24 protein-coding genes are annotated in these 22,802 nt (G+C 60.5%); 14 read left to right on the top strand and 10 right to left on the bottom strand.

Annotated elements, in window-relative coordinates:
* Positions 1-118: 118 nt before the first annotated feature.
* Genes ABAC402_RS22190 through ABAC402_RS22180 form a run of 3 tightly spaced genes read right to left on the bottom strand, consistent with a single transcriptional unit; the run spans position 119 to position 2,067 of the window.
* Entirely contained in the window at positions 119-445 is a 327-nt protein-coding gene (locus tag ABAC402_RS22190; RefSeq protein WP_023447817.1) for a Dabb family protein, read from the bottom strand.
* Between the two features lie 45 nt (positions 446-490).
* Positions 491-1,615: a YcxB family protein gene (locus tag ABAC402_RS22185; RefSeq protein WP_023447816.1), complete on the bottom strand. Its 1,125-nt coding sequence runs from the start codon at positions 1,613-1,615 to the stop codon at positions 491-493.
* Positions 1,616-1,662: 47 nt separating this feature from the next.
* Positions 1,663-2,067 (bottom strand): MerC domain-containing protein, encoded by a 405-nt coding sequence (locus ABAC402_RS22180; RefSeq protein ID WP_023447815.1) that lies wholly within the window; start codon positions 2,065-2,067, stop codon positions 1,663-1,665.
* Positions 2,068-2,174: 107 nt separating this feature from the next.
* Here ABAC402_RS22180 and ABAC402_RS22175 point away from each other — a divergent pair, with 107 nt between their 5' ends.
* The 4 genes from ABAC402_RS22175 to ABAC402_RS22160 all read left to right on the top strand — a co-directional run bounded on the left by ABAC402_RS22175 (position 2,175) and on the right by ABAC402_RS22160 (position 7,272).
* Entirely contained in the window at positions 2,175-2,843 is a 669-nt protein-coding gene (locus ABAC402_RS22175; RefSeq protein WP_023447814.1) for a DNA-3-methyladenine glycosylase I, read from the top strand.
* A 106-nt stretch (positions 2,844-2,949) separates the two neighbouring features.
* On the top strand, positions 2,950-4,146 hold the full coding sequence (locus ABAC402_RS22170; protein ID WP_023447813.1) for a glycosidase: 1,197 nt from the start codon (positions 2,950-2,952) through the stop codon (positions 4,144-4,146).
* Positions 4,143-5,354 carry an AGE family epimerase/isomerase gene (locus ABAC402_RS22165; RefSeq protein WP_023447812.1) on the top strand — a complete coding sequence of 404 codons (1,212 nt, stop codon included), beginning with the start codon at positions 4,143-4,145 and terminating at the stop codon, positions 5,352-5,354. The genes ABAC402_RS22170 and ABAC402_RS22165 overlap by 4 nt, the downstream gene beginning before the upstream one ends.
* Positions 5,355-5,376: 22 nt before the next feature.
* On the top strand, positions 5,377-7,272 hold the full coding sequence (locus tag ABAC402_RS22160; protein ID WP_023447811.1) for a sodium:solute symporter family protein: 1,896 nt from the start codon (positions 5,377-5,379) through the stop codon (positions 7,270-7,272).
* Positions 7,273-7,581: 309 nt separating this feature from the next.
* Here ABAC402_RS22160 and ABAC402_RS22155 read toward each other — a convergent pair whose 3' ends face one another.
* Positions 7,582-8,388, bottom strand: coding sequence for an SGNH/GDSL hydrolase family protein (locus tag ABAC402_RS22155; protein WP_052025241.1), 807 nt, complete (start codon positions 8,386-8,388; stop codon positions 7,582-7,584).
* Between the two features lie 38 nt (positions 8,389-8,426).
* Here ABAC402_RS22155 and ABAC402_RS22150 point away from each other — a divergent pair, with 38 nt between their 5' ends.
* On the top strand, positions 8,427-9,050 hold the full coding sequence (locus tag ABAC402_RS22150) for a DsbA family oxidoreductase (RefSeq protein WP_031235027.1): 624 nt from the start codon (positions 8,427-8,429) through the stop codon (positions 9,048-9,050).
* Between the two features lie 161 nt (positions 9,051-9,211).
* Positions 9,212-11,065, top strand: a complete 1,854-nt coding sequence (locus tag ABAC402_RS22145; RefSeq protein WP_023447808.1) for an ABC transporter ATP-binding protein/permease — start codon at positions 9,212-9,214, stop codon at positions 11,063-11,065.
* 77 nt (positions 11,066-11,142) lie between these two features.
* On the opposite strand, the gene ABAC402_RS40055 is transcribed toward ABAC402_RS22145, so the two are convergent.
* From ABAC402_RS40055 to ABAC402_RS22125, 4 genes are all read right to left on the bottom strand, one after another.
* Positions 11,143-11,349: a hypothetical protein gene (locus ABAC402_RS40055; RefSeq protein ID WP_155847265.1), complete on the bottom strand. Its 207-nt coding sequence runs from the start codon at positions 11,347-11,349 to the stop codon at positions 11,143-11,145.
* 205 nt (positions 11,350-11,554) lie between these two features.
* Positions 11,555-12,343 (bottom strand): 3-hydroxybutyrate dehydrogenase, encoded by a 789-nt coding sequence (locus ABAC402_RS22135; protein WP_023447806.1) that lies wholly within the window; start codon positions 12,341-12,343, stop codon positions 11,555-11,557.
* 36 nt (positions 12,344-12,379) lie between these two features.
* Complete coding sequence (locus ABAC402_RS22130; RefSeq protein ID WP_023447805.1) at positions 12,380-12,730, bottom strand: phasin; 351 nt, start codon at positions 12,728-12,730, stop codon at positions 12,380-12,382.
* A 149-nt stretch (positions 12,731-12,879) separates the two neighbouring features.
* Positions 12,880-13,296, bottom strand: coding sequence for a hypothetical protein (locus ABAC402_RS22125; RefSeq protein ID WP_023447804.1), 417 nt, complete (start codon positions 13,294-13,296; stop codon positions 12,880-12,882).
* A gap of 154 nt (positions 13,297-13,450) precedes the next feature.
* On the opposite strand from ABAC402_RS22125, the gene ABAC402_RS22120 reads away from it, so the two are divergent.
* Genes ABAC402_RS22120 through ABAC402_RS41065 form a run of 3 tightly spaced genes read left to right on the top strand, consistent with a single transcriptional unit; the run spans position 13,451 to position 15,672 of the window.
* Positions 13,451-14,335 (top strand): response regulator, encoded by an 885-nt coding sequence (locus ABAC402_RS22120; protein ID WP_023447803.1) that lies wholly within the window; start codon positions 13,451-13,453, stop codon positions 14,333-14,335.
* Positions 14,332-15,492, top strand: a complete 1,161-nt coding sequence (locus ABAC402_RS22115) for a hypothetical protein (RefSeq protein ID WP_023447802.1) — start codon at positions 14,332-14,334, stop codon at positions 15,490-15,492. The genes ABAC402_RS22120 and ABAC402_RS22115 overlap by 4 nt, the downstream gene beginning before the upstream one ends.
* Positions 15,493-15,549: 57 nt before the next feature.
* Complete coding sequence (locus tag ABAC402_RS41065; protein WP_023447801.1) at positions 15,550-15,672, top strand: hypothetical protein; 123 nt, start codon at positions 15,550-15,552, stop codon at positions 15,670-15,672.
* 43 nt (positions 15,673-15,715) lie between these two features.
* Here the strand turns inward: ABAC402_RS41065 and ABAC402_RS22110 are convergent, their stop codons facing one another.
* Positions 15,716-16,708 carry an alpha/beta fold hydrolase gene (locus tag ABAC402_RS22110; RefSeq protein WP_031235026.1) on the bottom strand — a complete coding sequence of 331 codons (993 nt, stop codon included), beginning with the start codon at positions 16,706-16,708 and terminating at the stop codon, positions 15,716-15,718.
* A gap of 243 nt (positions 16,709-16,951) precedes the next feature.
* Between ABAC402_RS22110 and ABAC402_RS39055 the strand changes: the two genes are divergently transcribed.
* The gene (locus ABAC402_RS39055; protein ID WP_023447799.1) at positions 16,952-17,602 is read left to right on the top strand and encodes a LytTR family DNA-binding domain-containing protein; all 651 of its coding nucleotides are present in this window, start codon (positions 16,952-16,954) and stop codon (positions 17,600-17,602) included.
* 249 nt (positions 17,603-17,851) lie between these two features.
* Here the strand turns inward: ABAC402_RS39055 and ABAC402_RS22100 are convergent, their stop codons facing one another.
* A complete protein-coding gene (locus ABAC402_RS22100) occupies positions 17,852-19,942 on the bottom strand; it encodes a prolyl oligopeptidase family protein (RefSeq protein ID WP_023447798.1) in 2,091 nt (696 codons plus the stop codon).
* Positions 19,943-20,191: 249 nt separating this feature from the next.
* Between ABAC402_RS22100 and ABAC402_RS22095 the strand changes: the two genes are divergently transcribed.
* From ABAC402_RS22095 to phhA, 4 genes are all read left to right on the top strand, one after another.
* Positions 20,192-20,785, top strand: a complete 594-nt coding sequence (locus tag ABAC402_RS22095) for a hypothetical protein (protein WP_031235024.1) — start codon at positions 20,192-20,194, stop codon at positions 20,783-20,785.
* Positions 20,786-20,814: 29 nt separating this feature from the next.
* Positions 20,815-21,405 (top strand): hypothetical protein, encoded by a 591-nt coding sequence (locus tag ABAC402_RS22090; RefSeq protein ID WP_235079888.1) that lies wholly within the window; start codon positions 20,815-20,817, stop codon positions 21,403-21,405.
* A 5-nt stretch (positions 21,406-21,410) separates the two neighbouring features.
* Positions 21,411-21,716: a transcriptional regulator gene (locus ABAC402_RS22085; RefSeq protein WP_023447795.1), complete on the top strand. Its 306-nt coding sequence runs from the start codon at positions 21,411-21,413 to the stop codon at positions 21,714-21,716.
* Positions 21,717-21,890: 174 nt separating this feature from the next.
* A complete protein-coding gene (phhA, locus tag ABAC402_RS22080; RefSeq protein ID WP_023447794.1) occupies positions 21,891-22,772 on the top strand; it encodes a phenylalanine 4-monooxygenase in 882 nt (293 codons plus the stop codon).
* Positions 22,773-22,802 lie beyond the last annotated feature (30 nt).

The raw sequence follows: 22,802 nt of genomic DNA, 5'->3' as shown, positions 1-22,802 counted from the left end.
CCCCCTCCGTCTCGACGCGTTTCGCCCCTGGCCTGCGGCCTGGCTCACTTGCTCGACACCTCCCCCGCACGCGGTGGAGGATAAGTGAAGAGAAGCTTCTAGGCTGAGTCTGTGCGGCTTACGCCTTCGCCAGTTCCGGCAGCTGGACGCGGGTGGCATTGCTGACCGTGTAGTCGGCGGCGACGCGGATATCGCGCAGGTGACGCACCCGGCGGATCGATTCTTCGTAGAGCGGATGGGCCTTGTAAGCCCGAAAATCCTCGACCGAGGCGAACTCGCCATAGACAATGACGTCGATATCGTTGCCGATCTGGTCGATCTTTTCGTTCAGCGCGACTTCGAGATGGGCGACCTGCGGGATCTGGGTCAGCACGGATAAACCGCGATAGATGACGTCGACGTCCGCACGGTCCTTGCAACTGAACATAACGATGTGACGGATCATGCGGGCGAATTCGCGACTATGGAAACTACCCGCTCCCTTAAAGCTTCAGGACTTTCCGTCAAGATGCGTTTTCGCCGCAGGCGCAGGGCGCGCTGCCCGCCAGAGGGAAAAGGCTTCGTCGAAGAAGGCATCGGCCGTTTCGGTCGAGGCAAAGGCCGACAAAGGTATGGCCTCTGCCGGGCCCGATTTCAGCGCGAACACCATCAACCCAGGGGTTCGCCACACCCGCTTGAACTCCCCCAGTAGGAACTCGCAGTGGTAGGATTGACCGTGAATGACGAGATGATCTCCGATTAGCGTAGCTATGCAAGGGCCGACACGTGAGGCATGAGGACGGCTGAGCAGCCAGAGAAGCGCAGTATAGGCGAGTGGAAAGACCGAATAGAGCGCCGCGATGCTGATGGAAAAGCTCGTCATCAATGATACCGCTGCCGCTTGCCCCGCTTCCGGCAGGTTTCGACTCATGGGCCATCCTATGATCCATGCGATAGCGATCAGCCCCAGGGCGAGCTTCGGCCAGGGCGAGCGAAGATACAGGCTGGTTCGAAGTCGCAGATGGAGCCAGAAGGTGTAGACATACGGAAGTGACTGAAGCTTGGCCGGTGCGGGGGCAGGTGTGACCGGCATATCGAAAACCGCCGCCTGGTCATAGCGGGATTGGGCAATCAAATGCTGGGCGCGTCGGAGGAAAGCATCCGCCTGTTCCGCCGACTCGAAAGCGCTAATCGGAATGATAAGCGCCTGGTGCGCGCTCATATGCAGCAAGAAATGGCGTTTTCGGCCTTCGGCGGCGTAGAAATTGTTCCAGGTCAATTCGTTGAAGAGACCGGAACCTTCTACAACAAGGCTGCGATCGCTCAGGCGTACTGATCGCTCGGAAGACAACAATGGCGCGCGTTTGAAATTCCACGCAACATAGACGGCGCTGACGAAGGGGCCGAGGATGACGATCAGGCCGACCAGCCAACCAACCTTCGGGAGGATGTTGGAAAACCGGCCCGCCAGCACCGCTTGAAGGTTTGTCATCACCGACCAACCGATGATCAGCGCGGCATAGAGGGCGGCCGTGCGCCAGTTGATCAGGCTGCGGAAATAAGAGACGGCGGCGAACCGGATATAGGCATTCGGCTCAGGACGGAAGGTTTGTGTGGTGATCTCGGTTTCTGTCATCGTGCCCCCTGAACGGAAGCGACCCTAGCACCGCAAGCCGCAGCGGATCAATCGGCGCCGTGGGCGCAGGTTGCCGAGTGAACATGCACCGGACGCTGGCTGACATAATTGATGCCATGTGCCGCGGCGATCATGACGGCGCCAAGGAGGCTCAGGGCCACTTCGGCGTCATGCAGGGCCGGGACAAAGGCGGCCAGAGCCAGCAGCAACAGGCCCCCCGCCATCGGCAGAGACACAGCCCACTTGCGCCAGGCATTCGAGGCATGTAGAGCCCACAGGCTTAAAGGCGCGGCCATCAGGACCAGAACCTGGTGCACCCAGTCGGTTCCGGTGAACGTGCCGAGAAAGGGCAGGCCGGCAACCACGAAGGGCAGGGCCACACAGTGCGCGACGCACAGGGCCGACAGCACCATCGAGGCGATATCGAGCCATCTTGCCTTCAGTTGCACCATTGCGGGTTGCGCTTTCATCGTTCAGAATAGGGTGAACTGCAAATATGTTATATCATAACTTTTTGCAAGGTGCGTGAGTCAAAAAAGCAGTTCGGAGGGGCCGCCGCATGATCCGTTTTACCGAGATAGAGGCGCGGGCCGCCGAACGTAAGGGCGGGGCCGAAGCGCTCGAAAGCCTTTTGTTAACGCCCAGGCCGATGGCGGACGTCGCGGCCATCGCCGAAGATCGCTGGCTGTCGCAGTTTACCCGCTGCATTTTCGAGGCCGGCTTCAACTGGGACCTGATCGAAAAGCGCTGGCCGCAGTTCGAGGATGCCTTCCAGGGTTTTGACGTCACGCGCTGGCTGTTCATGTCCGATGAAGACCTGGCCGAACTCATGCAGGCGCCGGGTCTGGTCGCCAATGCCATGAAGATCCGCTCGGTCGCCGGCAATGCCCAGTACCTGTCCGATGTCGCCAAGTCGCAGGGTTCTGCCGGCGCCTATTTCGCGTCTTGGCCCATCGATCAATACATGGAACTTTGCAACGAACTGAAAAGCCGCGGTTCGCGTCTGGGCGGGGCGACGGGTCAGCGCGCGCTGCGCCGGATGGGCCGCGATGCGCTGATTCTGTCGCCGTCGGTCATCAAGGCGCTGAACCATTGGGGCGTGATCGCCGGCGAACCGACGGCGAAAAAGGACATAGCCGCCGTGCAACTGGCCATCACGGCTTGGCACGAAGACGGCAGGCGTGGCTTGACACAGATGAGTCAAATCCTGGCCTACTCGGTGGATTAGGGCTTGCTTAATTTAATAAATCAAATTATTTTAATCTTTACCGCTTGCTAATTTTTGAAATCAAATTGATTTAAACTACGGAATCTGCTAGGGAAACTTTTCGACGATGACAAACGCTGACGAGCGTCTGGGCCGCCTGCGGGCCGAACACGAGGCCCTGGTGACGCGTGCCAATGTCCCCGCCGCGACCGGCAACGGCATTTATCATCGCTGGCAGCATCCGGTGATCACGGCGGCCCATGTGCCGCTGGACTGGCGCTACGATTTTGATCCCGCGGCCAACCCCTTTATGCAGGAACGGTTGGGTATAAACGCGACCTTCAATGCCGGGGCTATGGCTTGGCAGGGCAAGTATCTGGTGGTGGTCCGCGTCGAGGGCGACGATCGCAAGTCGTTTTTCGCCATTGCCGAAAGCCCCAACGGTATCGACAATTTCCGTTTCTGGAAGCGGCCCGTGGTCCTGCCGCAAACAGACGAACCGGATACCAATGTCTACGACATGCGCCTGACCCAGCATGAAGACGGCTGGATCTATGGCCTGTTCTGCACCGAGCGCAAGGATCTGAGTCTGCCCAACGACACCTCGGCGGCGACAGCCCAGTGCGGCATTGCGCGGACGAAGGACCTGGTTACCTGGGAGCGCCTGCCCGATCTGAAAACCAACTCGGGTCAACAGCGTAATGTCGTCCTCCATCCCGAGTTTGTCAGAGACGCTACAGGGGCGGCGCAGTATGCCCTCTATACGCGCCCGCAGGACGGTTTCATCTCGGTCGGCGGTGGTGGTGGCATCGGGTGGGGCCTCACAAGGGACATAACCAACCCGGTCATCGAGTCGGAAGTCATCGTCGACACCAAGGTCTATCACACCATCAAGGAAGTTAAGAACGGCCAGGGGCCGGCGCCGATCAAAACGGCGGAAGGCTGGTTGCACCTGGCCCACGGTGTTCGCAACACCGCCGCCGGCCTGCGCTATGTCCTCTACATGTTCGTGACCGACCTGAACGAACCTTGGCGCGTAACCCATGCGCCCGGCGGGCACCTGATCGCGCCCCAGGGCGAGGAGCGCGTCGGCGACGTGTCCAATGTCTGTTTTTCCAACGGCTGGATCGTCAACGACAAGGATGAGGTCTTCATCTACTATGCCTCGTCAGACACGCGTTTGCATGTGGCGAACTCCAGTCTGGCGCGCCTGGTCGACTATTGCAAAAACACGCCGTCCGATCCCCTGACCTCGGCAGCCTGCGTCGACCAGCGCCTCGACCTGATCGCTCGCAATGAAGCCTGGGTGGCGCGCCAGTCATGAGCCTGGCCGCCCGAACCGCAGATATCGCTGCCAGCAGCCTGAGTACCGAGGTTCGCGCCGAGGCGAAGGCCTTGCTGCGCTGGTGGGCCGAGCGGGCGCCCGACCCGGTTCATGGTGGTTTTCACGGTGAACTCGATGCGACGGGTCGGCCGGTAGCGGATGCGCCCCGGAGCATCATCCTGAACACCCGCCTGCTTTGGTTCTTCTCGGCCATGGCGAGCTATCTGACGTCCGATGAGGCCGCCGCCCTGGCGCGCCGGGCCTTTGGGTACTTGCGCGACCACTTCCTTGATCCCAACCATGGTGGGGTTTACTGGCTGCTTTCTGCCAGCGGGCAGGTGATCGACGCCCGCAAGCAAGGCTATGCCCAGGCCTTCGCGGTCTATGCCTGCGCGGAATACTATCGCGCCACCGGCGACGCTGCGGCCCTGGAGCTGGCGCGCCGGCTCCAGCGGGAGATCGAGGACCGGTTCTGGGAACCCACGTACGGCGGCTACTTAGAGGCGCTGAGCCAGGGCTGGCACCCGATCGACGACCAGCGCCTGTCGGACAAGGACGCCGACTGGCCAAAGACCATGAACACCCACCTCCACATCCTTGAGGCCTATACCAACCTCCATCGCGTTGCGCCGGATGCAGCAAGTCGTAAGGCCTTGCTCCGTGCTCTGACGGTGTTCGTGGATCGCTTTGCTGGCGACGGGCAACATCTGCGGCTGTTCTTCGAGATGGACTGGACCGATCAGACGACGGCCATCTCCTACGGCCACGACATCGAAGCCGCCTGGCTGATGTGGGAAGGCGCTGAAGCCCTGGACGACCCTGTGCAGCTGGAGCGAATCCGTGCCCTGACGATCGGGCTTTCGTATGCTGCCCTCGACCAAGGTTTCAACAGCCGTGGCGGCCTGAGCTATGAACGCCCTTTTGGCGGTACCTCCGATCCCGATGGCGAATGGTGGGGGCAGGCGGAAGGTCTGGTCGGCTTTGTCAATGCGTGGCAACTGACCAGTGATGGGCGTTTTCTGGAAGCGGCGGAACAGCTGTGGCGCTACCTGAAGGCGCAGTATGGTGCCGGTTCCGGCGATGAATGGACCTGGTACGGCGCCGACGCCGCGCGACCGCCGGTCTACAAGGCTGGTGTTTGGAAGTGTCCGTATCACAATGGCCGCGCCATGATCGAACTGGATAAGCGCCTTAAAGCGCATACATAACCCTGAAACAGGGGAGGAAAACATGACGACTCTGCACTGGATCGATATCGCTATCGTCGCCGGCTATATCGCCCTGACCATCGGCGTGGGATTCTGGGTGGCGAAACTGTCCTCGGGAAGCCTGAGCAACTATTTCCTGGCCGGCAACAAGCTGCCGTGGTGGACGCTGGGCCTGTCCAATGCGTCGGGCATGTTCGACGTTGCCGGCACCATGTGGATGGTCGGCTTGCTCGTGGTCTACGGCCTGAAGTCGGTCTTCATCCCCTGGCTGTGGCCGGTGTTCAACCAGATTTTTCTGATGATGTTTCTGGCCGTCTGGCTGCGGCGATCGGGCAAGCTGACTGGCGCAGAATGGATATCCTTCCGCTTCGGCGAGGACTGGGGAGCGCGCAGTTCGCACCTGATCAATGTCGTCTTCGCCCTGATCATGGTGGTTGGCATGCTGGCCTTCGGATTCTTAGGCATCGGCAAGCTGGTGGCCGAGTTCAGCCCGTGGCCGCTGGCCGCCGATCCGATGCTGAACGACAAGCTGTATGGCCTGATCGTCGTCGCCCTGACCACGGTTTATTCGGTCAAGGGCGGCATGTATTCGGTCGTCATGACCGAAATTTTGCAATTCTTCATCAAGCTGATCGTCTGTATCGCCATCGCCTGGATCGCGATGACCACGGTTTCGCCGGAGATGCTCAAGGCGGCGATTCCGGAGGGCTGGAACCAGTTGGCCTTCGGCTGGACGCTGGACCTTGACTGGCAAAGGGTCGCCGATGGCGCCAGCGCTGAGAACAAGGTGGTGGCGACCTCGGCTATTCAGACCATTGCCAATGAGGGCCATTCCTATTTCGCCATCTTCATGGGGTTGATGGTCTTCCAGGGCTTCTTCAAGGCCATGGCTGGCCCGGCGCCCAACTACGACATGCAGCGCCTGCTGTCGGCCAAGACGCCCGTCGAAGCCGCCAAGATTTCGGGCTTCGTCAACCTGGTGCTTTTGTTCCCGCGATATCTGATGATCGCTGGCATGGCGGTTCTGGCCGTGGTCTTTATCGGCCCCTACTGGAGCCAGCTTCAGGCCGAGTCTATGGCGGCGGGAAAGCCGTTTACCGGCGATTTCGACGCCATCCTGCCGTGGGCGGTGCATAACTACATGCCGCCGGGCCTGCTGGGCATCGCCCTGGCGGGTCTGCTGTCAGCCTTCATGGCGACCTATTCGGCATCGCTCAATGCCGCGCCGGCCTATGTCGTCAACGACATCTACCGCAAATACATCAAGCCCGACGCCGAACAGAAGACCCTGATGCGGCTGAGCTACCTGACGTCGTTCCTGTTCGCGGTCATTGCCGCCTTTATCGGCTGGCAACTGACCTCGATCAACGATGTCGTCATCTGGATCACCACGGGTCTCTATGGCGGCTATACGGTTGCCAATGTTGTGAAATGGTACTGGTGGCGGCTGAACGGTACGGGCTATGCCGCATCGATGGCGCTGGGCGTGGTCGCGGCCATGTGGATGGCGGTCTACAAGGATCCGGTGACGGGCGCTGCGATTGATGGCCTGGCGGCCTTCCCGTGGCTGTTCCTTGCCTGCCTGGCCGTCGCGGTGATTGGGTCGCTGATCACCAAGCCGACCGACATGGAAACGCTAAAGGTCTTCTATAAAAAGACCCGGCCCTGGGGTCTCTGGGGGCCGGTTCTCAATACGCTGCGCGAGGACGAACCCGAGGCCCAGCCTAACCGCGATTTCGGCCGCGACATGTTCAACTGCCTGATCGGTGTGGTGTGGCAGACGGCTTTGACGGCCTCGGCCATCTTCCTGATCATTCGCGAGATGGACAAGTTCTACATCACGGTCGCGGTGATCGTGGTCTGCACGGCCGTCATGAAGTTCACCTGGTGGGACCGCTTGCGCGACGAACCGGCGTAATTCAGGAATGGAATCTGCCGTGAAGCGGCTGTGTTCGCAAGGAGGTCCACAGATTACACAGATTGCACAGATTTTTTAAGCTGCGCGCAAGCGCGCGCTGATTAGATATTGGCGCGAAGCGCCGCCTTAATCTGTGTAATACTTGCCCGCGATGACCTTGACTCATCGCGGGCTGGCAAGCGCGCCAAAGAACGTTTTGGGGCGCCCGAGCTTATGCGAGGAGCCATGCGGCGCTTGAGCTGAAAAAATGCGAATACCAAGCGTCATTCTTTATGAGGCTTGGTATAATCTGTGGACCCCTAACTTGTTCTATTCCACCTTCACATAAGGTCGGATGCTTTCGTCCTGCGCCGCCCAGGCATCGATGATCAGCTTGCCAAACAGGGCGGAACCGTCCGGCCCAAGATGGGTGTAGTCGAAGGCCTGACCTGTCGTTGCCGCGCTCTGAGAAGCGTCGTTGAAGACCGCCGGGACTGAGGTGCCGGACCCTTCGCTGTCCAGGATGTTCTGCGGAATGGGCGCTCCCGCCGTGCGGTTGGCTGCTATGGGGCCCATGGCCTGGACCGCAGTTCGGGTCACATCATAGACGTCGACAAGTGCATAGCCGCCATCGCTGGCCACCACCCGAATGGCCGATGCCCAGGGACCCAGGTCGTCCTTTAGAATGCCGTTGAGAAACCAGCGCTTGGTCAGCGGCGTCACCATCACCGGCACTGCCCCGGCGGCTTGTATCTCCCTGGCAAAGCCTCGCATATTGACCGGGAACTCGGTTTCCAGGTCGGTATGGCGGTCAGGTTTCGCCGAGCCGTCATTGTGGCCGAAGCCGATCCAGACATAGGTGCGCGCATAGGTGTTGCTGTCGCCAAGTTGCTCCATCACTTTGTCCCACAGGCCTTCGACGCGATAACTCTTGGAGCTTCGCCCGCCGCGGGCAGCGTTGATGCAGGTGACCTCAGTCGTAAAACGGGCACAGAAGCCTTTGCCGTAGCCGGACTTGTCGGTCATGGTCGAGTCGCCGACGAGGATAACCCGGATAGGCGCCAGCGGCTCGGCCACGGCGGGAAGGGCTGCCAACAGCGCGGCCAAGGCGGTAAAGAGAGCTGCAAACGTCTTCAAAGTCTTGACCTCGACCATAACCGCATTACATGCGAACGATGCGTATAGATATCTGGTCCGACGTCATTTGTCCCTTCTGTTATATCGGCAGGGTCAATCTGGAAACCGCTCTCACGGAGGCCGGGCTCAAAGCCACGGTCGTGCACCATGCCTTTCGGTTGATGCCGGGCGAGGCGCCCTATCCGGTTGAGGAGATGTTCGTCCGTCGTTACGGCCAGTCGGCGGAGCAGGCCAAGGCCTCGATACAGGGCACTGAGGCCGTGGCAGCCAAGGCCGGGCTGAGCTTTCGCCTCGCCGGGACGCTGTGCGGTGATACCATTGATGCGCACACGCTTCTCGCCTTCGCTGGCGAGCGCTCTTCGGACCTGATGCAGCGCATGTACCACGCCTATTTCACCCTGGGCCGCAATCTTTTCGACCGTCAGGTCCTGACCGACCTCGCTGCCGAGGTGGGCCTGGACCCGACCCTGTCGGCGGGCGCCTTCGATTTCCCGAGCCTGAAGGCGCGGGTCGAGGCCGACCAGAAACAGGCGCAAGGTTTTAACGTTCGCGGTGTGCCGTTCTTTGTGTTCGATAACCACACCGCCGTTTCAGGGGCTCAGCCGGTATCGGCCTTCCTGAAGGCCTTCAAGGCCATCGCGGAAAACCACGCGCAGCCTTAGTTCCTGCGATCCAGCCTTAATGCCTGCGGTTTCGAATAGAATTATTTTTGCCACAATTGGCGCGTGCGAAAGCGCCGCCTATATAGGGCCGACCAAACGACTCGAAAGTTCGGCAGAAAGCCTTACGGCCAGAAAGCCTGATTGCCAGAAAGCCTGATTTAATGTCCGCACCGGCGACCACTCCCTTCCCCAAGCCCAAGGCCAAGTTCACCGAAACGGTCAACTTCCTTGCGCCCTATCTGTGGCCGGTCCAGCGCGCCGATCTGAAAGCCCAGGTGGTGTTCGCCCTGCTGTTCATGCTGGCTGGCAAGATACTCACGGTTGTTATTCCTTACACGTACAAATGGGCGACCAATGCCCTGACCGGCGGCGGTGACGTGCAATTCTGGGGCCTTTTGGCGGCCGGGCCAATCATCCTGGTGGTGGCCTATGGCGTCGCCCGGATGGTGTCGCAGGTGCTCAACAACATTCGCGACGCCCTGTTCGCGGCGGTCGGTCAGCACGCCGTGCGCGGCCTGGCCAACCGCGCCTTCGTCCACCTGCATAACCTGAGCCTGCGCTTCCACCTGCAACGCCGCACCGGCGGCCTGTCGCGGGTAATCGAACGCGGAAAGAACGGTATTGAAACCATCATCCGCCTGACCATGATGGTCGGCATCCCGACCGTCATCGAATTCGTCCTTACCGCGGTAATATTGGCCTACCAGTTCAGCTTCTGGTACGTCGTCGTCGTCGTCGTGACTGTGATTATCTATGTCTGGTTCTCGATCATCGCTTCGAACTGGCGCATCAGCATCCGCAAGGACATGAACGACGCCGACTCGGACTCGATGTCCAAGGCGGTCGACAGCCTGCTCAATTTCGAAACCGTCAAATATTTCGGCAACGAGCAGCTCGAAGCCGACCGTTATCATCGCGCTACCGGCAAGTACGAGAAGGCGGCGATCAAGACCTACACCTCCCTGGCCTGGCTCAATATCGGCCAGTCGGTGATCTTCTCGATCGGAATGGCCGTGGTCATGGTTATGTCGGCCATGGAAGTCGCAGCGGGACGCCAGACGGTCGGCCATTTTGTCATGATCAACGCCTTTATGATGCAGCTATCGATCCCGCTGAACTTTATCGGCACGCTCTATCGCGAAATCTCGACAGGCCTGATCGACATGGAGGCCATGTTCAACCTGCTGCACGAACCGCAGGAGGTGGTCGATTCACCGGCCGCCACCGAGTTGGTGGTGACTGACGGCGCTATCGTCTTCAAAGACGTATACTTCGCCTATGATCCCGACCGTGAAATCCTCAAAGGCGTCAGTTTCGAGGTTCCTGCCGGTAAGACAGTCGCCGTGGTCGGTCCGTCCGGCGCCGGCAAGTCTACCCTGTCGCGGCTGCTCTACCGCTTCTACGACATCAAGGCTGGCAGTATTGAGATCGACGGCCAGGACATCCGAACCGTAACCCAGGCCTCGCTGCGCCGGGTGATCGGTATGGTGCCGCAGGACACCGTGCTGTTCAACGACACCATCGCCTACAACATCGCCTATGGCAATGTGGCCGCGTCGACGGAAGAGGTCGAAGACGCCGCTGAACGCGCCCAGATCGCCCACTTCATCTCGACCCTGCCCAAGGGCTACCAGACCGAGGTCGGCGAGCGCGGCCTGAAGCTGTCGGGCGGTGAGAAGCAGCGCGTGGCCATCGCCCGCACCCTGTTGAAGTCGCCGCCGATCCTGATCCTGGATGAGGCGACCTCGGCGCTGGACACCCATACCGAGCGCGAAATCCAGGCGTCTTTGGACGATGTGTCGAAAAACCGCACGACCCTTGTCATCGCCCACCGTCTGTCGACCGTGGTCGGGGCGGACGAGATCCTTGTGCTGAAGGACGGCGTGGTGGCCGAACGCGGCCGTCACCATGAGTTAATGAAGCTGAACGGCCTGTACTACGCCATGTGGGAACGCCAGCGCGCCGCCGATGAAGCCCGTGAGACCCTGGCCAAGGTTGAGGCCGAGGTGGAATAGCAAAAAGCCCCGGACCTTTCGGTCCGGGGCCTTCGCTTTCGGGGGGCTCCCCGCAAAGACTTACGTCGAAGCCTCAATTACATCGAGGTCGAAGTGCTGGTCATCGTCGTGGTTTCCGACATGCCCATGTCGGACATGGCCGTGCCGGTGTCAGCCGGCGGCGCCATTTCGGTCGTGGTTTCCGTCGTGGTCGTGGATTCGGTCTTCTTTTCGCAGGCGGCAACGGCCAGGCACGCGGCGGCGGCGACGAGCGGCAGAATCTTGGTATAGGTCAGCTTGATCATTTGGAGGTCCTTTTCACCATAGGGTTCGGGACTATGATCATAGCGCAAATACGGAAGCGTTGCGATTGCCCGCAGAAAAAAATAAAAAACCGGTAAGAGCTTGTAGAAAAACACTATTCGGTTGGCAGCAGGACGTCAAACCGGTTTTTCGGCCTGGCCCATCTCAATTGGCTGTCACGTTTCGACACATCCTGAGCAGCAATGGCTATGCCGCCACCCAGCCGCCGTCGATCGGAAGAGGCGCACCATTGATGGCTTTGCCAGCGTCCGAACACAGGAAGACGGCAAGTGCGGCCACGTCCTCGACCTGGACGAACGCCTTTGTCGGTTGCGCCGCCAGCAGAACGTCGCGAATCACCTGCGCTTCGGTCATGCCGCGGGCCTTTGCAGTATCGGGAATCTGCTTCTCGACCAGGGGCGTCTTGACGTAACCTGGGCAGATGGCGTTGCAGGTGATACCAAACTCGGCCCCTTCCAGGGCGATGGTCTTGGTGAAGCCCAAAAGACCATGTTTGGCGGCGACATAGGCTGACTTGAACGGCGAAGCGACAAGAGCATGGGCCGAGGCCATATTGACGATTCGGCCCCAGCGCCGCGCCTTCATCTTTTCGAAGGTCAGACGGACGGTATGGAAGCTGGAGGTCAGGTTCAGACCGATGATGGCGTCCCATTTTTCCGGCGGAAAGCTCTCGATCGGGGAGACATGCTGGATGCCGGCATTGTTGACCAGGATATCAACACCCCCCAGTTTTGCGTCGATGGCGCCGATCAGCCCGCCGATCTCGTCCGCGCGCAGCAGATTGGCGCCGTCGAACAGCACGTCGACACCGTAGGTTTTGGACAGGTCGGCGCGCAGGACTTCGATCTCGCCCGGATCGCCCAGGCCGTTCAACATGATTCTGACACCCTCGGCGGCCAGCCCCCTGGCAATGGCCAGTCCGATGCCGCTGGTGGACCCGGTGACCAGCGCAGTTTTGCCTGTCAAACCTGTCATCTTGCTTAGTCCTTTTCTCTGGCCTCTTCTCTGGCCTTATTCTTTAGTTGCCGCCGGATCGGTACGTGCGGCACGGCGAGCGGCTGTGTTCAGCGCCTGCTGACCGCACTGCTCGACGAAGGTCATGGCGGCGCGGCTCTGGTTCTGGCCGTATTTCAGGCAGGTTTGAGCCCATTTCTGCTGAAGCTCGGCCAGGGCGGCAGGATCGCGCGTCTGGGCGGCATCACGCATCAGGTCCAAGGCTTCCTCGGTAAAGGCGTTGGTTTCGGAAGCATAGCGGTGTGAGGTGGTGCTGATCATTTCGATCAGGTGGATCAGGCTGCGTGCTGCCAGTTGCTGCTGGGCTTCCATCAGCCTCAGGCCGTTTTCGAAAGGCGACGAAGTCATTTACGCGCGCTCCACGGGACGCTCAACTGCTTGCACTATATGGCGGCTTTCAGGCTTGTGTGCAATGCAAAAGCTCACCACGTCTCGAAAGTGGCAGCTACTGGGCGGGCGTCCAAGTTTTAAGAATGTGACGTGCGGCAAAACGAGAGTCAGTTCAGCAGAATTGAGCCCAGCAGGAGCTTTGCGCCCGTGCGGCCCAGCACCTTGTCTGTGACCGCCTGAAGCTGATTGCCGACATAGTCGGTATCGATCAGCGAAGTGGCGGTAAGGTTTGCGGCGTAGCCCTGCAGCTTGGTGACATAGGCGTCCATCAGCCGTGGGCGGTACAGATTAACCCTTTCGGTCAGCTTCGGGTCTTCGCAATAAAGTCCGACTTCGACGCTCATCGATCCGTGGCGGTGACCAGCGCCCCTGATGGAGACGCTGATCATTGGAAATTGACTATAACCCAGCCCGCCGCCCTTTTTCTTGGGGGCACCGGCCTGTGCTGACGGGACAAAGGCCAGGCCCGTAACAGCGGCTGACAAGGTCGACAAAAGGGCTGACAGGATAAGACGGCGGTTCATGACGGACGACCTTGCCACAGCTGCGTTAAGAATCGGTTCGCAGCCGATATTCAAGTATAATTAACCATAAATTCAAAGACTTAATTACAAAGTTCTCAACTATATTGTCTAGCGTGCGGTATCCATTGGAGGGAGGGCGCGGAAGATGGTTCGGATGGCGACGCCGCATTCACAGACACAGAGGTGGTTGCGCAAGATAGATTGCGACGCCGTCGGTGTTCTCATCGTCGAGGACAATGATTCTTCGCGCCGCCTGGTCCAGGAACTGTTGCGTGCCACGGGCTTTTCCCAGTTGACCTTCGCCCGCTCCGCCGAGGACGCCGTCGAACAGATACAGACTCACCATCCCGACCTGATTTTGATGGATTGGGAACTGCCAGGGCAGTCGGGCGTCGATCTGGTGCGCGACATCCGTCAGGCCGCCAACAACGGTGACAACCGCTTTCCCAATCCTGAAGTGCCGATCGTCATGCTGACCGGCCGCCAGCGCCAGCGCGACGTCACCATGGCGCGTAATGCCGGCATCAACAATTTCGTCATCAAGCCTTTTTCGACCGCTTCGCTGCTTAAGGCCGTCATTCATTCGCTGACGCGCAAACGCCGGTTCGTCGTCTCGCCGAGTTTTGTCGGACCTGATCGCCGCCAACGCAAGGCCGGCCTGTTTCCGGGTCTTCTGCGTCGCGCCGATGATGCAAACTTGCGCGACGCGCTGACCGCCGAGGTGGTAGAACTACGCCATGCCCTTGCAAGGAAGGAGAAAATTGATCCTCTGGCTATGGATCAGATGACCGGTCGCCTGCTGCACATGCAGGCGCAGGTCCAGGGTATCCGGCTGAACCTGATTGAACAGGCTACACACTCTTTAAACGAGTATGTGCGATGTTTCGGTGACGAGGCGGAGGCAGAAGTTCTTGATGTGCATCTCGACGCACTGATCCGGCTGAACGACGTACCTTTTGGAGAGCATGCAGAGGCTGTGAGTATCGTGTCGCATTTAAACCGCCTTGTTGACCAGCGCCGCAAACGGAAGGTGTCATGAACGCTTTCGCCCCAGCCGATGCGAAAAATGGCATCGCCAACGCCACCAATCGCGACGTTCGCAACCTCGCCAATCTCGGCGAAACCGCGTCGACGTCACGCGTCCTGAACCTGTCGCAGATTTATATAAACTCTTCGAAGGAGAAGGAGTACCAACTCAAGCCCTTCTTCCGTGACTCGCAGCTGAACAAAGCGATCCTGGTCAAACACACCCTGCGGTCAAATGAACGCGACCAGTTTGCCCGCGCGCGACGTACGGCAACCAAGGTCATCCTGCCCTTCGATCCGCTGGACCTGAAGCTGGGTGGCCGGTCGATTCTGGTCAACCAGATGGGGTTTGACAGCTTTTGCCGCAACTATTTCAACACGGATGACATCAGCGGCAACAGCGATGTCCAGATCCTTCGCCTGCTCGACGCCTCGCCGTCGCTTGATCCGTTCCTGGTGCGCGAACACCTCTCGCGCAATGGTTATCGTCCTGGCGCCTGCTATCTCAAGATTTCGCCCTTTGACGTCCAGCGCATGATCGGCTTCGCCAATGAAGAGATCGAACGCCTGGTCGCGACCGCTTTCGGTGACGCGATTGTTGGAGGCGCATCGGTAAAACTGGCCGGCAAGATTCTGGCTAATGAGCTCGACAAGGAGCTGTGGCCCCTGAAAAAGACCTTGCGGATGACGGACGAGGAATTCTCTGATGGCATTTTCTCGTGGCGCGGCTTTCTGTATTTCAAGTGGCGCCACCTGGAACTGCAGGAGGAGATGCGCAAGGTGCTGGAAGGTCTGGCCAGTTACCAGCCGATCGGCTCTTCCGACGAGAACCTGCGCGAATACCTGAAGGAATCGCGGCCACGCCTGGCGCGCAGCATCGTCAACGCCATCGCCAATGTCGGCCGCACGCTGAATGTCTACGACCAGGCCTATCATGCCCTGGTCGAAGGCGAGAATCCCGGGCCGTTCCGCCGCTTCCTGCTGGACGGACCGGGTCTGTTCTACGAGCTGGGCGAAAACATCGGCATCCTGTCTCACATTGGTTCCTTCTGGACCTACCGCATGGGTCAGCAGATGATGAACCAGCGCCTGACGCCGGGAGAATATGCCGACATCCTGATGGACTTCGAAGATTCGCTTGCTGTGGTCGCCCGCACCAGCGGGGATTGACGTCGTGGTTTAGAGCGCACTCCGATAAAGTGGACGCCACTGCTCTGGCGCTTCCGCATGGCCAAGGTGATCGAGAACAATTCCCGGCCGTTGGAAAGCATCGCATTTGCCGATATCCTGATCGATTTCGAAGCCAGACAGGCGGCGTGTTTGCACAACGACGGCCCGGCAGCGGCATAATTTCTGGTTTGTCCTTACGCCCCAGCGCGGCAGGTTCAGGACGTTACTTCAGCAGATCCTCCGCCGTCATCGCCACCGCCTCCAGGGCTTGCGGCTGATAAACGATGCCCATGTGGGTGACCTCCGGCAGCAGGGTCACCGGGATGTTCGCATTCGCCTTGCCCAATTCACCCGGATACATTTCGGCGCGGAACAGTTCGTCCTTCGTGCCGATCAGGACGCGCGCTGGCGCCGTGATTGCCGCATAGGCCGGCTGCCAGTCGCGCGGCGGGTTTGCCGAAGCCAGCAGGGCATGGCTGTAGGTTTTCGGCCGCATATTGTTGTCGCCCGGCGGAACCGCCATGGCCAGGACCGGCAGATGATCCAGGGCCGAAATGCCGAAGCCGTTCAGGATGCTCAAGGTCACAATGCGCGGAATACTGACCGTAACCCAGCCCTGATTTGGCTGGTCCAGGGCCGAGCCCGGCGCGATGACCGGCGACAGGGCCAGGTAGGCGTCGAAGTTCCGGGCATAGGCAGGAAAGCCCGCGGTACGCAGGACGATCGCGCCACCCATGGAATGGCCCAGCAGCAGCCGCTTTTCGGCGGGGTGCTCACGTTCCGCCAGGGCGGCGAAATCGGCCAGATCTTCCTCGTACTGACCGCGGTGGACGATATCGCCGAGACGGCCTTCGGGACCCTTGCTGAGGCCATGTCCGCGCAGGTCGACGGAATAGACGGTCACGCCGCGTAGCGACAGGGTTTTGGAAATGCCCTGCATGGCAACCGTGGTCCCGGACGAGCCGTGGACGACGACCGCAACCCCGCCGCCGGGCTTGCCCGCAAAGAAACGGTAGGCCAGCTTTTCGCCGTCGCGCGCCGTCAGGTATTGCGGCGCCGGTTGTTCGCGGGCGAAGGCGGCCAGCGGAGCGTTGGCGCTTTCGATGGCGTCGATGGGCGGCGGCGTTTTGGGGCCGGTAAAGGTTAGGACGCCGCCGATAGCGATGGCGACAACGACGGGCGCGGCGATAAGGGTTGTAAGCACAGTTTTAAGCACGGGTATCCCCTGAAATGAGGTCCCTTGCCTACGCGATAGCGGCGTTCTATGTCTCGCGGTGTTTCGCCAATGGCAGGTTGATTTCGCCACTGGCAGCCGTTTTTCGCCGATGGAGCACAACCTCTGGGTCCGTCCTTCCTGAACTACCGTTCAGCGCCTCTGCTGCGCTGGCAGATCCTGGCGAGCCTGCCGGTCACGGGCCTGGTCCTGGGACTGATCGGGCCGTTCGGCAGCTATACCGGCATGACCCTGGCCGAGCGTCTGGTGCACTTCACCCTGTGCGTCAGCGTGATTGGGGCCGGTTCAATCGGGCTGTCCTACGCCGTGGCGCGCCGCTGGTTCCAGGGCTATTGGCCCCTATGGGCAGCCCTGTGCGTCGATGCCGTCCTGGCCGTGCCCGGTGCCGTCGTGGTCTATATCAGCCTTGCGGTGTTTGCCCCGGCGGTCGCCGGCCAGATCGATCCCGTGAATCTGATATGGCAAAACCTGCTGATGACCCTGATTTTCCGGGCGGTCAGTCTGGTCTTGTCGTGGGGGCGCATCCGCGACGGTGGCCAGATCGAAGCGTCGCAGGTCGTTGACGGTACGGCGGATTTCCGGGCGAAGCTGCCGCGCGAGCTGCGCGGCCAGCCGGTGCTGGCCCTGTCGTCGGAGGACCACTATCTGCGGGTCCATACGCCGACGGGCGAGGCCCTGATCCATATGACCTTGGCTGACGCTCAGGGTTTGTTGCCGGGCGGGTTCCAGATTCACCGCTCGCACTGGGTGTCGGGCGAGGCGATTCGCAAGACGTGGGGCGACAAGGTGGAACTGGTGACCGGCCTGAGCCTGCCGCTGAGCCGCCACCGCCGTAAGGCCTTCGACCAATGGCTGGAGACTGTGACGCCGGCATAGGTAAGATTTTTACCACGAACGACACGAACCGACACGAACTTCAGGCACGTCCTGACTCCGCGCAGCGGCTGTAAGCCATTGAAGTATTGGAACCGCGAATGGACGCGAATAAACGCGAATAGATCGGCTTCACCATTCGCGTTTATTCGCGTCCATTCGCGGTTCCTGAAAAGCGTAAAAGGCCGCTACGCGGTAGGTTCCTGCACACCCTGAAGTTCGTGTTCGTTGGTGTGGTTCGTGGTTAAAACCCTAATTCTTCATCAGCTTTTCAGCCAGATACGTATACTCAATGGCATAGCGGCGGGCGGTTTCCTGCAGATTGGCCGCAGCATTATGGCCGCCTTCGGTGTTCTCATAATAGTAATACGGCAGGCCCATGTCTTCGAACAGAGCCGCCATCTTGCGGGCATGGACCGGACCAACGCGGTCGTCCTTGGTCGAGGTCTCGAACAGGGGTTCCGGATAGGCAACGCCCGCCTTCACATTGTGATAGGGCGAGATCGAGCGCAAAAACGCCCCTTCGACCGGATCGTCGGGATTGCCGTATTCGCCCTGCCACGAGGCGCCGGCCGACATGCGCGTGTAGTTGACCATGTCCAGCAGCGGCACCTGGACCACCACGGCGTTCCACAGGTCCGGACGCTGGGTCAGTTGCACGCCCATCAGCAGGCCGCCGTTCGACCCGCCCATGATGCCGAGATGTTCCGGCGTCGTCACCTTGCGCGCGATCAGGTCTTCGCCGACCGCGGCGAAGTCGTCGAAGATCCTCTGGCGGTTGGTCTTCAGCCCGGCCTCGTGCCACTTTGGTCCGAACTCGCCGCCGCCGCGGATATTGGCCAGGGCATAGGCGCCGCCCTGTTCCAGCCACAGCTTGCCCAGACTGCCCGAATAGGACGGCTGCATCGACTCTTCAAAGCCGCCATAGGCGTAAAGCAGGGTCGGCGTCGTGCCGTCCAGCTTGATGTCCTTGCGGGCAACCAGGAAGTAGGGCACGCGCGTGCCGTCCTTGGACGTTACCCAGTGCTGCTGGACCTGCAGGCCTTCGGCATTGAAGCGCGCCGGCGCGGTGCGCAGCTTTTCGACCTTGCCGGTCGCGGCGTCCGCCAGATAAAGTGTCGAGGGCTGCAGGAAGCCGCTGGACCAGGCGAAAACTCGGTCGCTCTCGTCATCGGCCGAGCCGACCGACAGGGTCGAGTTTTCCGGCAGCTCAATGCGGAGAGACGACCATTGCCCGTCCTTTAACGTGTAGGACCGGATCTCGCCGACGACATTGGCCGACAGGGTCAGGATCAGGCGGTTGCGCGTCTGGCTGATGCCTTCGACGGCTTCGTGATCACTGGGTTGGAACAGCAGGTCGGGTTCGATGGCCATCGGATTGGCCAGGCCTTGTTTGAAATCGAAGGCGATGACCGAACCGGCCGTGAAGACCTTGCCCGAGGCGTTGGTCCAGTCTTCCTTCAGCCACCAGACGATCTGGCCTTCGTGCAGGGCTGAGAAACTCGATGTCGTCGGTAGCGGGAAGGTGACGGTGCGCTCGCCATCGTGGAAGCTGTACTCTGAATGGTAGTAGTCGAGATAGCGGTAGGAGGCGTCGGCGACATAGGCGCCGGTAATGTCGCGCACCGGATAGCGTCCGGCCGAGACATCGGTCTTTTCGCCACGGTGGATTTCGATGGCCTGATCGAGACTTTGGCCGCGCTTCAGCACCTTGGTGACATAGGCGTAGCCGGACTCAGTCAACTCGCCGGGCGTGAATTCACGCGAGACATAGATCGTGTCGGCGTCGCGCCAACTGGCGTTCTGCTTGCCGGCGGGCAGGAAAAAGCCATCCTTGATGAAGGTCTTGGTCGTGACGTCGAATTCGCGGATTTCGTCGGCGTCGGTGCCGCCGTCGGACAGCGAGATCAGGCAGCGGGTATTGGCCGGCGGCAGGCAGGAGGAGCCGCCATAGACCCAGGTCTTGCCCTCAGCCTTGGCCAGGGCGTCGATATCGAGGATGGTCTGCCAGTCTGGCTGGCCGCTCTTGTAGGCGTCCCAGGTCGTCCGGCGCCACAGGCCCTGGACGTGGTCCTTGTCCTGCCAGAAGTTGTCGACAAAGCCACCGGTGGCGAAGTTCGGCGCCGGCACGCGATCGGTCGCTTCCAGGATCTTCAGCGCTTCGGTGCGGTACTGTTCGAACAGCGGGTTCTGGCCCAACTTCGCCAGGCTGGCGGCATTATGGGCGTGGACCCAGGCCATGGCGGCCTCGCCGTCGATCTCATCCAGAAAGGCGCGCGGATCGGGCGCATCCCTGGGCAGATCGGCGGGATTGGAGGCTGTGGGTTTGGCGACAGTGGTCATGGGTTGGGTCAAACCTGGCGAAGCGGTGATTGTGCTCAGCGCCCATACCAATGCCAGTGCCGTTAGGGAAGTCCGCGTCATGTGCCCCGCCTCGAATAAACTTGCGTTCGAACAATAGATTTCCGGCGAAACTACCCGACTTTCATCGCGCGTCGCATTACAAAAGAGTCACATTGCGCCAACGAGAAAGTACTTTACAAAATAAAGCACTTCATTTAGACCGGGATCATCGCAACCCGGAGACCTCAGATGTCCACTCTCACCATGACAGCTTCTCAAGAGTCGGAAACCGACACCGTCATCATCGACGGCAGCATGCCCTTCTGGGCTGGCCTATCCTTCGGTGCGGCCAGCTTCGTCAACTATCTTGTGCTGTCGGGCGCTGTGCATCTGGCCCATCCCGGCATGATCGGCCTGGTCTGGATGGGCGCGACGGGGGCCTTCCTGCTGTTCGGCGTCATCCTCAAGGTGGGGGTCGATCCGCTGGTGAAGGTTCACCCGGGCTTTCGCCGCTACCGCGCCATCTGGGGCAGTCTGATCCTGGGCGCCCTATTCCTGGTCGGCGCCATTATTGCCATGCTGATACAGTTCGGCGTCGGCGATAAGGCGTCCTTCATCTCGTCGCCGATCACACTCTGTATCTACGGCATCGGCTGGCGCCTGGCGGCGGTCATGTCGGGGCGCAAATGGCCCAACCTGCTGGCCATCGGCGCTTTCCTGTGCGCCGTCTATGTCGCCACTCTGGCCGGCACGGCACAACAATACCTGGTCCATACCCTGTGCGTCGCCGTCTTCGCCGTCCTGCCCGGCCTGACCCTGATGTTGCGCAAGCCCGCGCTGTAATGTCCACTCTCACCAAAAAGGAATCAGCCATGTCCAATCTGCATGACGATATCGCCTACATGAAAGCGCTGGCGGAGGCCGGCAATGCCGGCCCGTTACGAAGCGGCGCCACCCTGCTGTGGGCAGGAATCCTGTTCGGCCTGGCCTCGGTTGGCCAGTATCTGCTGATGATCGGCGTTCTGCCCCAGCAGGCCTGGGTCAGTCTTGGCATCTGGTTCGGCTGCGGTGGTCTTTTTGGCATCATCGCGGTTCTCCTCAACCGCAGCCGACGCCCGGTATCGGCCACCGGCAAGGCCTCCAGTTCGGTCTGGTCAGCGGTAGGTCTTGGCATTGGCGCCTCCCTCATCACGGTGATCCTGGTGGTCTACCAGACCCATGAGACCATGGCCCTGTCCTTCATCGCGCCGATCCTGATCGTGTTGTACGGCGTCGGCTGGTGGGTCGATGCCCGGATGTCAGGCCTGGCCTGGTTGAAGCTGGTCGCTCTGGGCTGTTTCGTGGCAGCGCCGGTGCTGGGCCTGATGGCCGCCATGCCGGAGCAGATGCTGGCCTATGCCGGTTGCCTGCTGCTGCTGGCGAGCTTGCCGGGCTATATCCTGATGAAGGCTGAGAAGGCCTGAGCGCCATGGACGAGTTCAACATCGAATCCATAGACGACGTGATCCATGGCCGGCTGCGACTGGGGATCATGGCCTACCTGTCGACGGCGGGTGCCGCGGAGTTCACTGTCCTGAAACAGCGGCTCCAGGCCAGCGACGGCAACCTGTCGGTGCAACTGCGCAAGCTGGAAGAAGCGGCCTATGTGTCGATCGACAAGGCCTTTGTCGGCAAGAAGCCGCAGACGACGGTCACCCTGACCGACACCGGGCGCAAAGCCTACATTACCTATCTCGACGCGATGAAGAAGCTGATCGCCGACTCAGGTGGGTAAGAAGAAGCGCTTTCTGATACCTCCCCGCGCCTCTTTGCGCGGGGAGGGGGACCGCCCGAAGCCGCAGCGAAGCGAAGGCGCAGGGCGGTGGTAGCGCGACTTTCTTCCCCTCACGCAAATGATAATTGCATTTGAAACCATTTGGCGGCACACTGTCTCCAACGGAGATGCGCCATGGATGACCCGTCCTTTACGGTTCCTGATGAAAAACACGGCATTGTTGGTGGCTATGTCCCCGAACGGCCGGACTGGACCATTCCTCAGAATTGGCAGGATTACACAGCCGACGAACACGCCACGTGGAAAATGTTGTTCGACCGCCAGATCGAGAGAGTCCGGGGCCGAGCTTGCCAGGCCTATCTCGACGGCCTGAACGACCTGCCCATCACTAATGATACCATCCCGGATTTCGACGCCCTGTCCGGGGTCCTGACCGCCAAGACCGGCTGGCAGGTCGTGGCGGTGCCGGGCATGGTGCCCAATGACGTCTTTTTCGACCACCTGGCCAACCGCCGCTTCCCGGCCGGCCAGTTCATCCGCAAGCGCCACCAACTCGACTATCTGCAGGAACCCGACGTCTTTCACGACATCTTCGGCCATGTGCCGATGATGATGAACCCGGTCATGGCCGACTTCATGCAGGCCTATGGCGAAGGCGGCTTGCGCGCCGAAAAGCTGGGCGTGCTGGACCGGCTGGCGCGGCTCTACTGGTACACGGTCGAGTTCGGCCTGGTCGAGCAACCCGAGGGCCTGCGCATCTTCGGCGCCGGCATCCTGTCGTCCTTTACCGAGACGGTGTTTGCGCTCGACGACGCCTCGCCCAATCGTATCGGCTTTGATCTGAAGCGCGTGATGCGGACGCACTACCGCATCGACGAGTTCCAGGAGAGCTACTTCGTCCTGCCGTCGATCGACAGCCTGTTTGAACTGGCGCAAACCGACTTCGGGCCGATCTATGACGAACTGAACGGCCAGACGGAATTCCGGCCCTCGGATGTGCTGGAAAGTGACCGGATCTTCCATCGCGGCACCGGCGCCTATCATAAGGCGCTTTGACAGCCGGCCGTTCGGGTGCTCCTATGGCGA

The organism is Asticcacaulis sp. AC402 (assembly GCF_000495835.1).
GTDB lineage: Bacteria > Pseudomonadota > Alphaproteobacteria > Caulobacterales > Caulobacteraceae > Asticcacaulis.
The sequence above is the reverse complement of the archived record's forward strand: the minus strand, read 5'-3'. Positions and strand labels throughout refer to the sequence as shown.

Excerpts from the sequence above, each read along its gene's own strand:
- ABAC402_RS22190 (WP_023447817.1), bottom strand. The coding sequence starts at position 445 with ATGATCCGTCACATCGTTATGTTCAGTTGCAAGGACCGTGCGGACGTC.
- ABAC402_RS22185 (WP_023447816.1), bottom strand. The coding sequence starts at position 1,615 with ATGACAGAAACCGAGATCACCACACAAACCTTCCGTCCTGAGCCGAAT.
- ABAC402_RS22180 (WP_023447815.1), bottom strand. The coding sequence starts at position 2,067 with ATGGTGCAACTGAAGGCAAGATGGCTCGATATCGCCTCGATGGTGCTG.
- ABAC402_RS22175 (WP_023447814.1), top strand. The coding sequence starts at position 2,175 with ATGATCCGTTTTACCGAGATAGAGGCGCGGGCCGCCGAACGTAAGGGC.
- ABAC402_RS22170 (WP_023447813.1), top strand. The coding sequence starts at position 2,950 with ATGACAAACGCTGACGAGCGTCTGGGCCGCCTGCGGGCCGAACACGAG.
- ABAC402_RS22165 (WP_023447812.1), top strand. The coding sequence starts at position 4,143 with ATGAGCCTGGCCGCCCGAACCGCAGATATCGCTGCCAGCAGCCTGAGT.
- ABAC402_RS22160 (WP_023447811.1), top strand. The coding sequence starts at position 5,377 with ATGACGACTCTGCACTGGATCGATATCGCTATCGTCGCCGGCTATATC.
- ABAC402_RS22150 (WP_031235027.1), top strand. The coding sequence starts at position 8,427 with ATGCGTATAGATATCTGGTCCGACGTCATTTGTCCCTTCTGTTATATC.
- ABAC402_RS22145 (WP_023447808.1), top strand. The coding sequence starts at position 9,212 with ATGTCCGCACCGGCGACCACTCCCTTCCCCAAGCCCAAGGCCAAGTTC.
- ABAC402_RS40055 (WP_155847265.1), bottom strand. The coding sequence starts at position 11,349 with ATGATCAAGCTGACCTATACCAAGATTCTGCCGCTCGTCGCCGCCGCC.
- ABAC402_RS22135 (WP_023447806.1), bottom strand. The coding sequence starts at position 12,343 with ATGACAGGTTTGACAGGCAAAACTGCGCTGGTCACCGGGTCCACCAGC.
- ABAC402_RS22130 (WP_023447805.1), bottom strand. The coding sequence starts at position 12,730 with ATGACTTCGTCGCCTTTCGAAAACGGCCTGAGGCTGATGGAAGCCCAG.
- ABAC402_RS22125 (WP_023447804.1), bottom strand. The coding sequence starts at position 13,296 with ATGAACCGCCGTCTTATCCTGTCAGCCCTTTTGTCGACCTTGTCAGCC.
- ABAC402_RS22120 (WP_023447803.1), top strand. The coding sequence starts at position 13,451 with ATGGCGACGCCGCATTCACAGACACAGAGGTGGTTGCGCAAGATAGAT.
- ABAC402_RS22115 (WP_023447802.1), top strand. The coding sequence starts at position 14,332 with ATGAACGCTTTCGCCCCAGCCGATGCGAAAAATGGCATCGCCAACGCC.
- ABAC402_RS41065 (WP_023447801.1), top strand. The coding sequence starts at position 15,550 with ATGGCCAAGGTGATCGAGAACAATTCCCGGCCGTTGGAAAGCATCGCA.
- ABAC402_RS39055 (WP_023447799.1), top strand. The coding sequence starts at position 16,952 with ATGACCCTGGCCGAGCGTCTGGTGCACTTCACCCTGTGCGTCAGCGTG.
- ABAC402_RS22100 (WP_023447798.1), bottom strand. The coding sequence starts at position 19,942 with ATGACCACTGTCGCCAAACCCACAGCCTCCAATCCCGCCGATCTGCCC.
- ABAC402_RS22095 (WP_031235024.1), top strand. The coding sequence starts at position 20,192 with ATGTCCACTCTCACCATGACAGCTTCTCAAGAGTCGGAAACCGACACC.
- ABAC402_RS22090 (WP_235079888.1), top strand. The coding sequence starts at position 20,815 with ATGTCCAATCTGCATGACGATATCGCCTACATGAAAGCGCTGGCGGAG.
- ABAC402_RS22085 (WP_023447795.1), top strand. The coding sequence starts at position 21,411 with ATGGACGAGTTCAACATCGAATCCATAGACGACGTGATCCATGGCCGG.
- phhA (WP_023447794.1), top strand. The coding sequence starts at position 21,891 with ATGGATGACCCGTCCTTTACGGTTCCTGATGAAAAACACGGCATTGTT.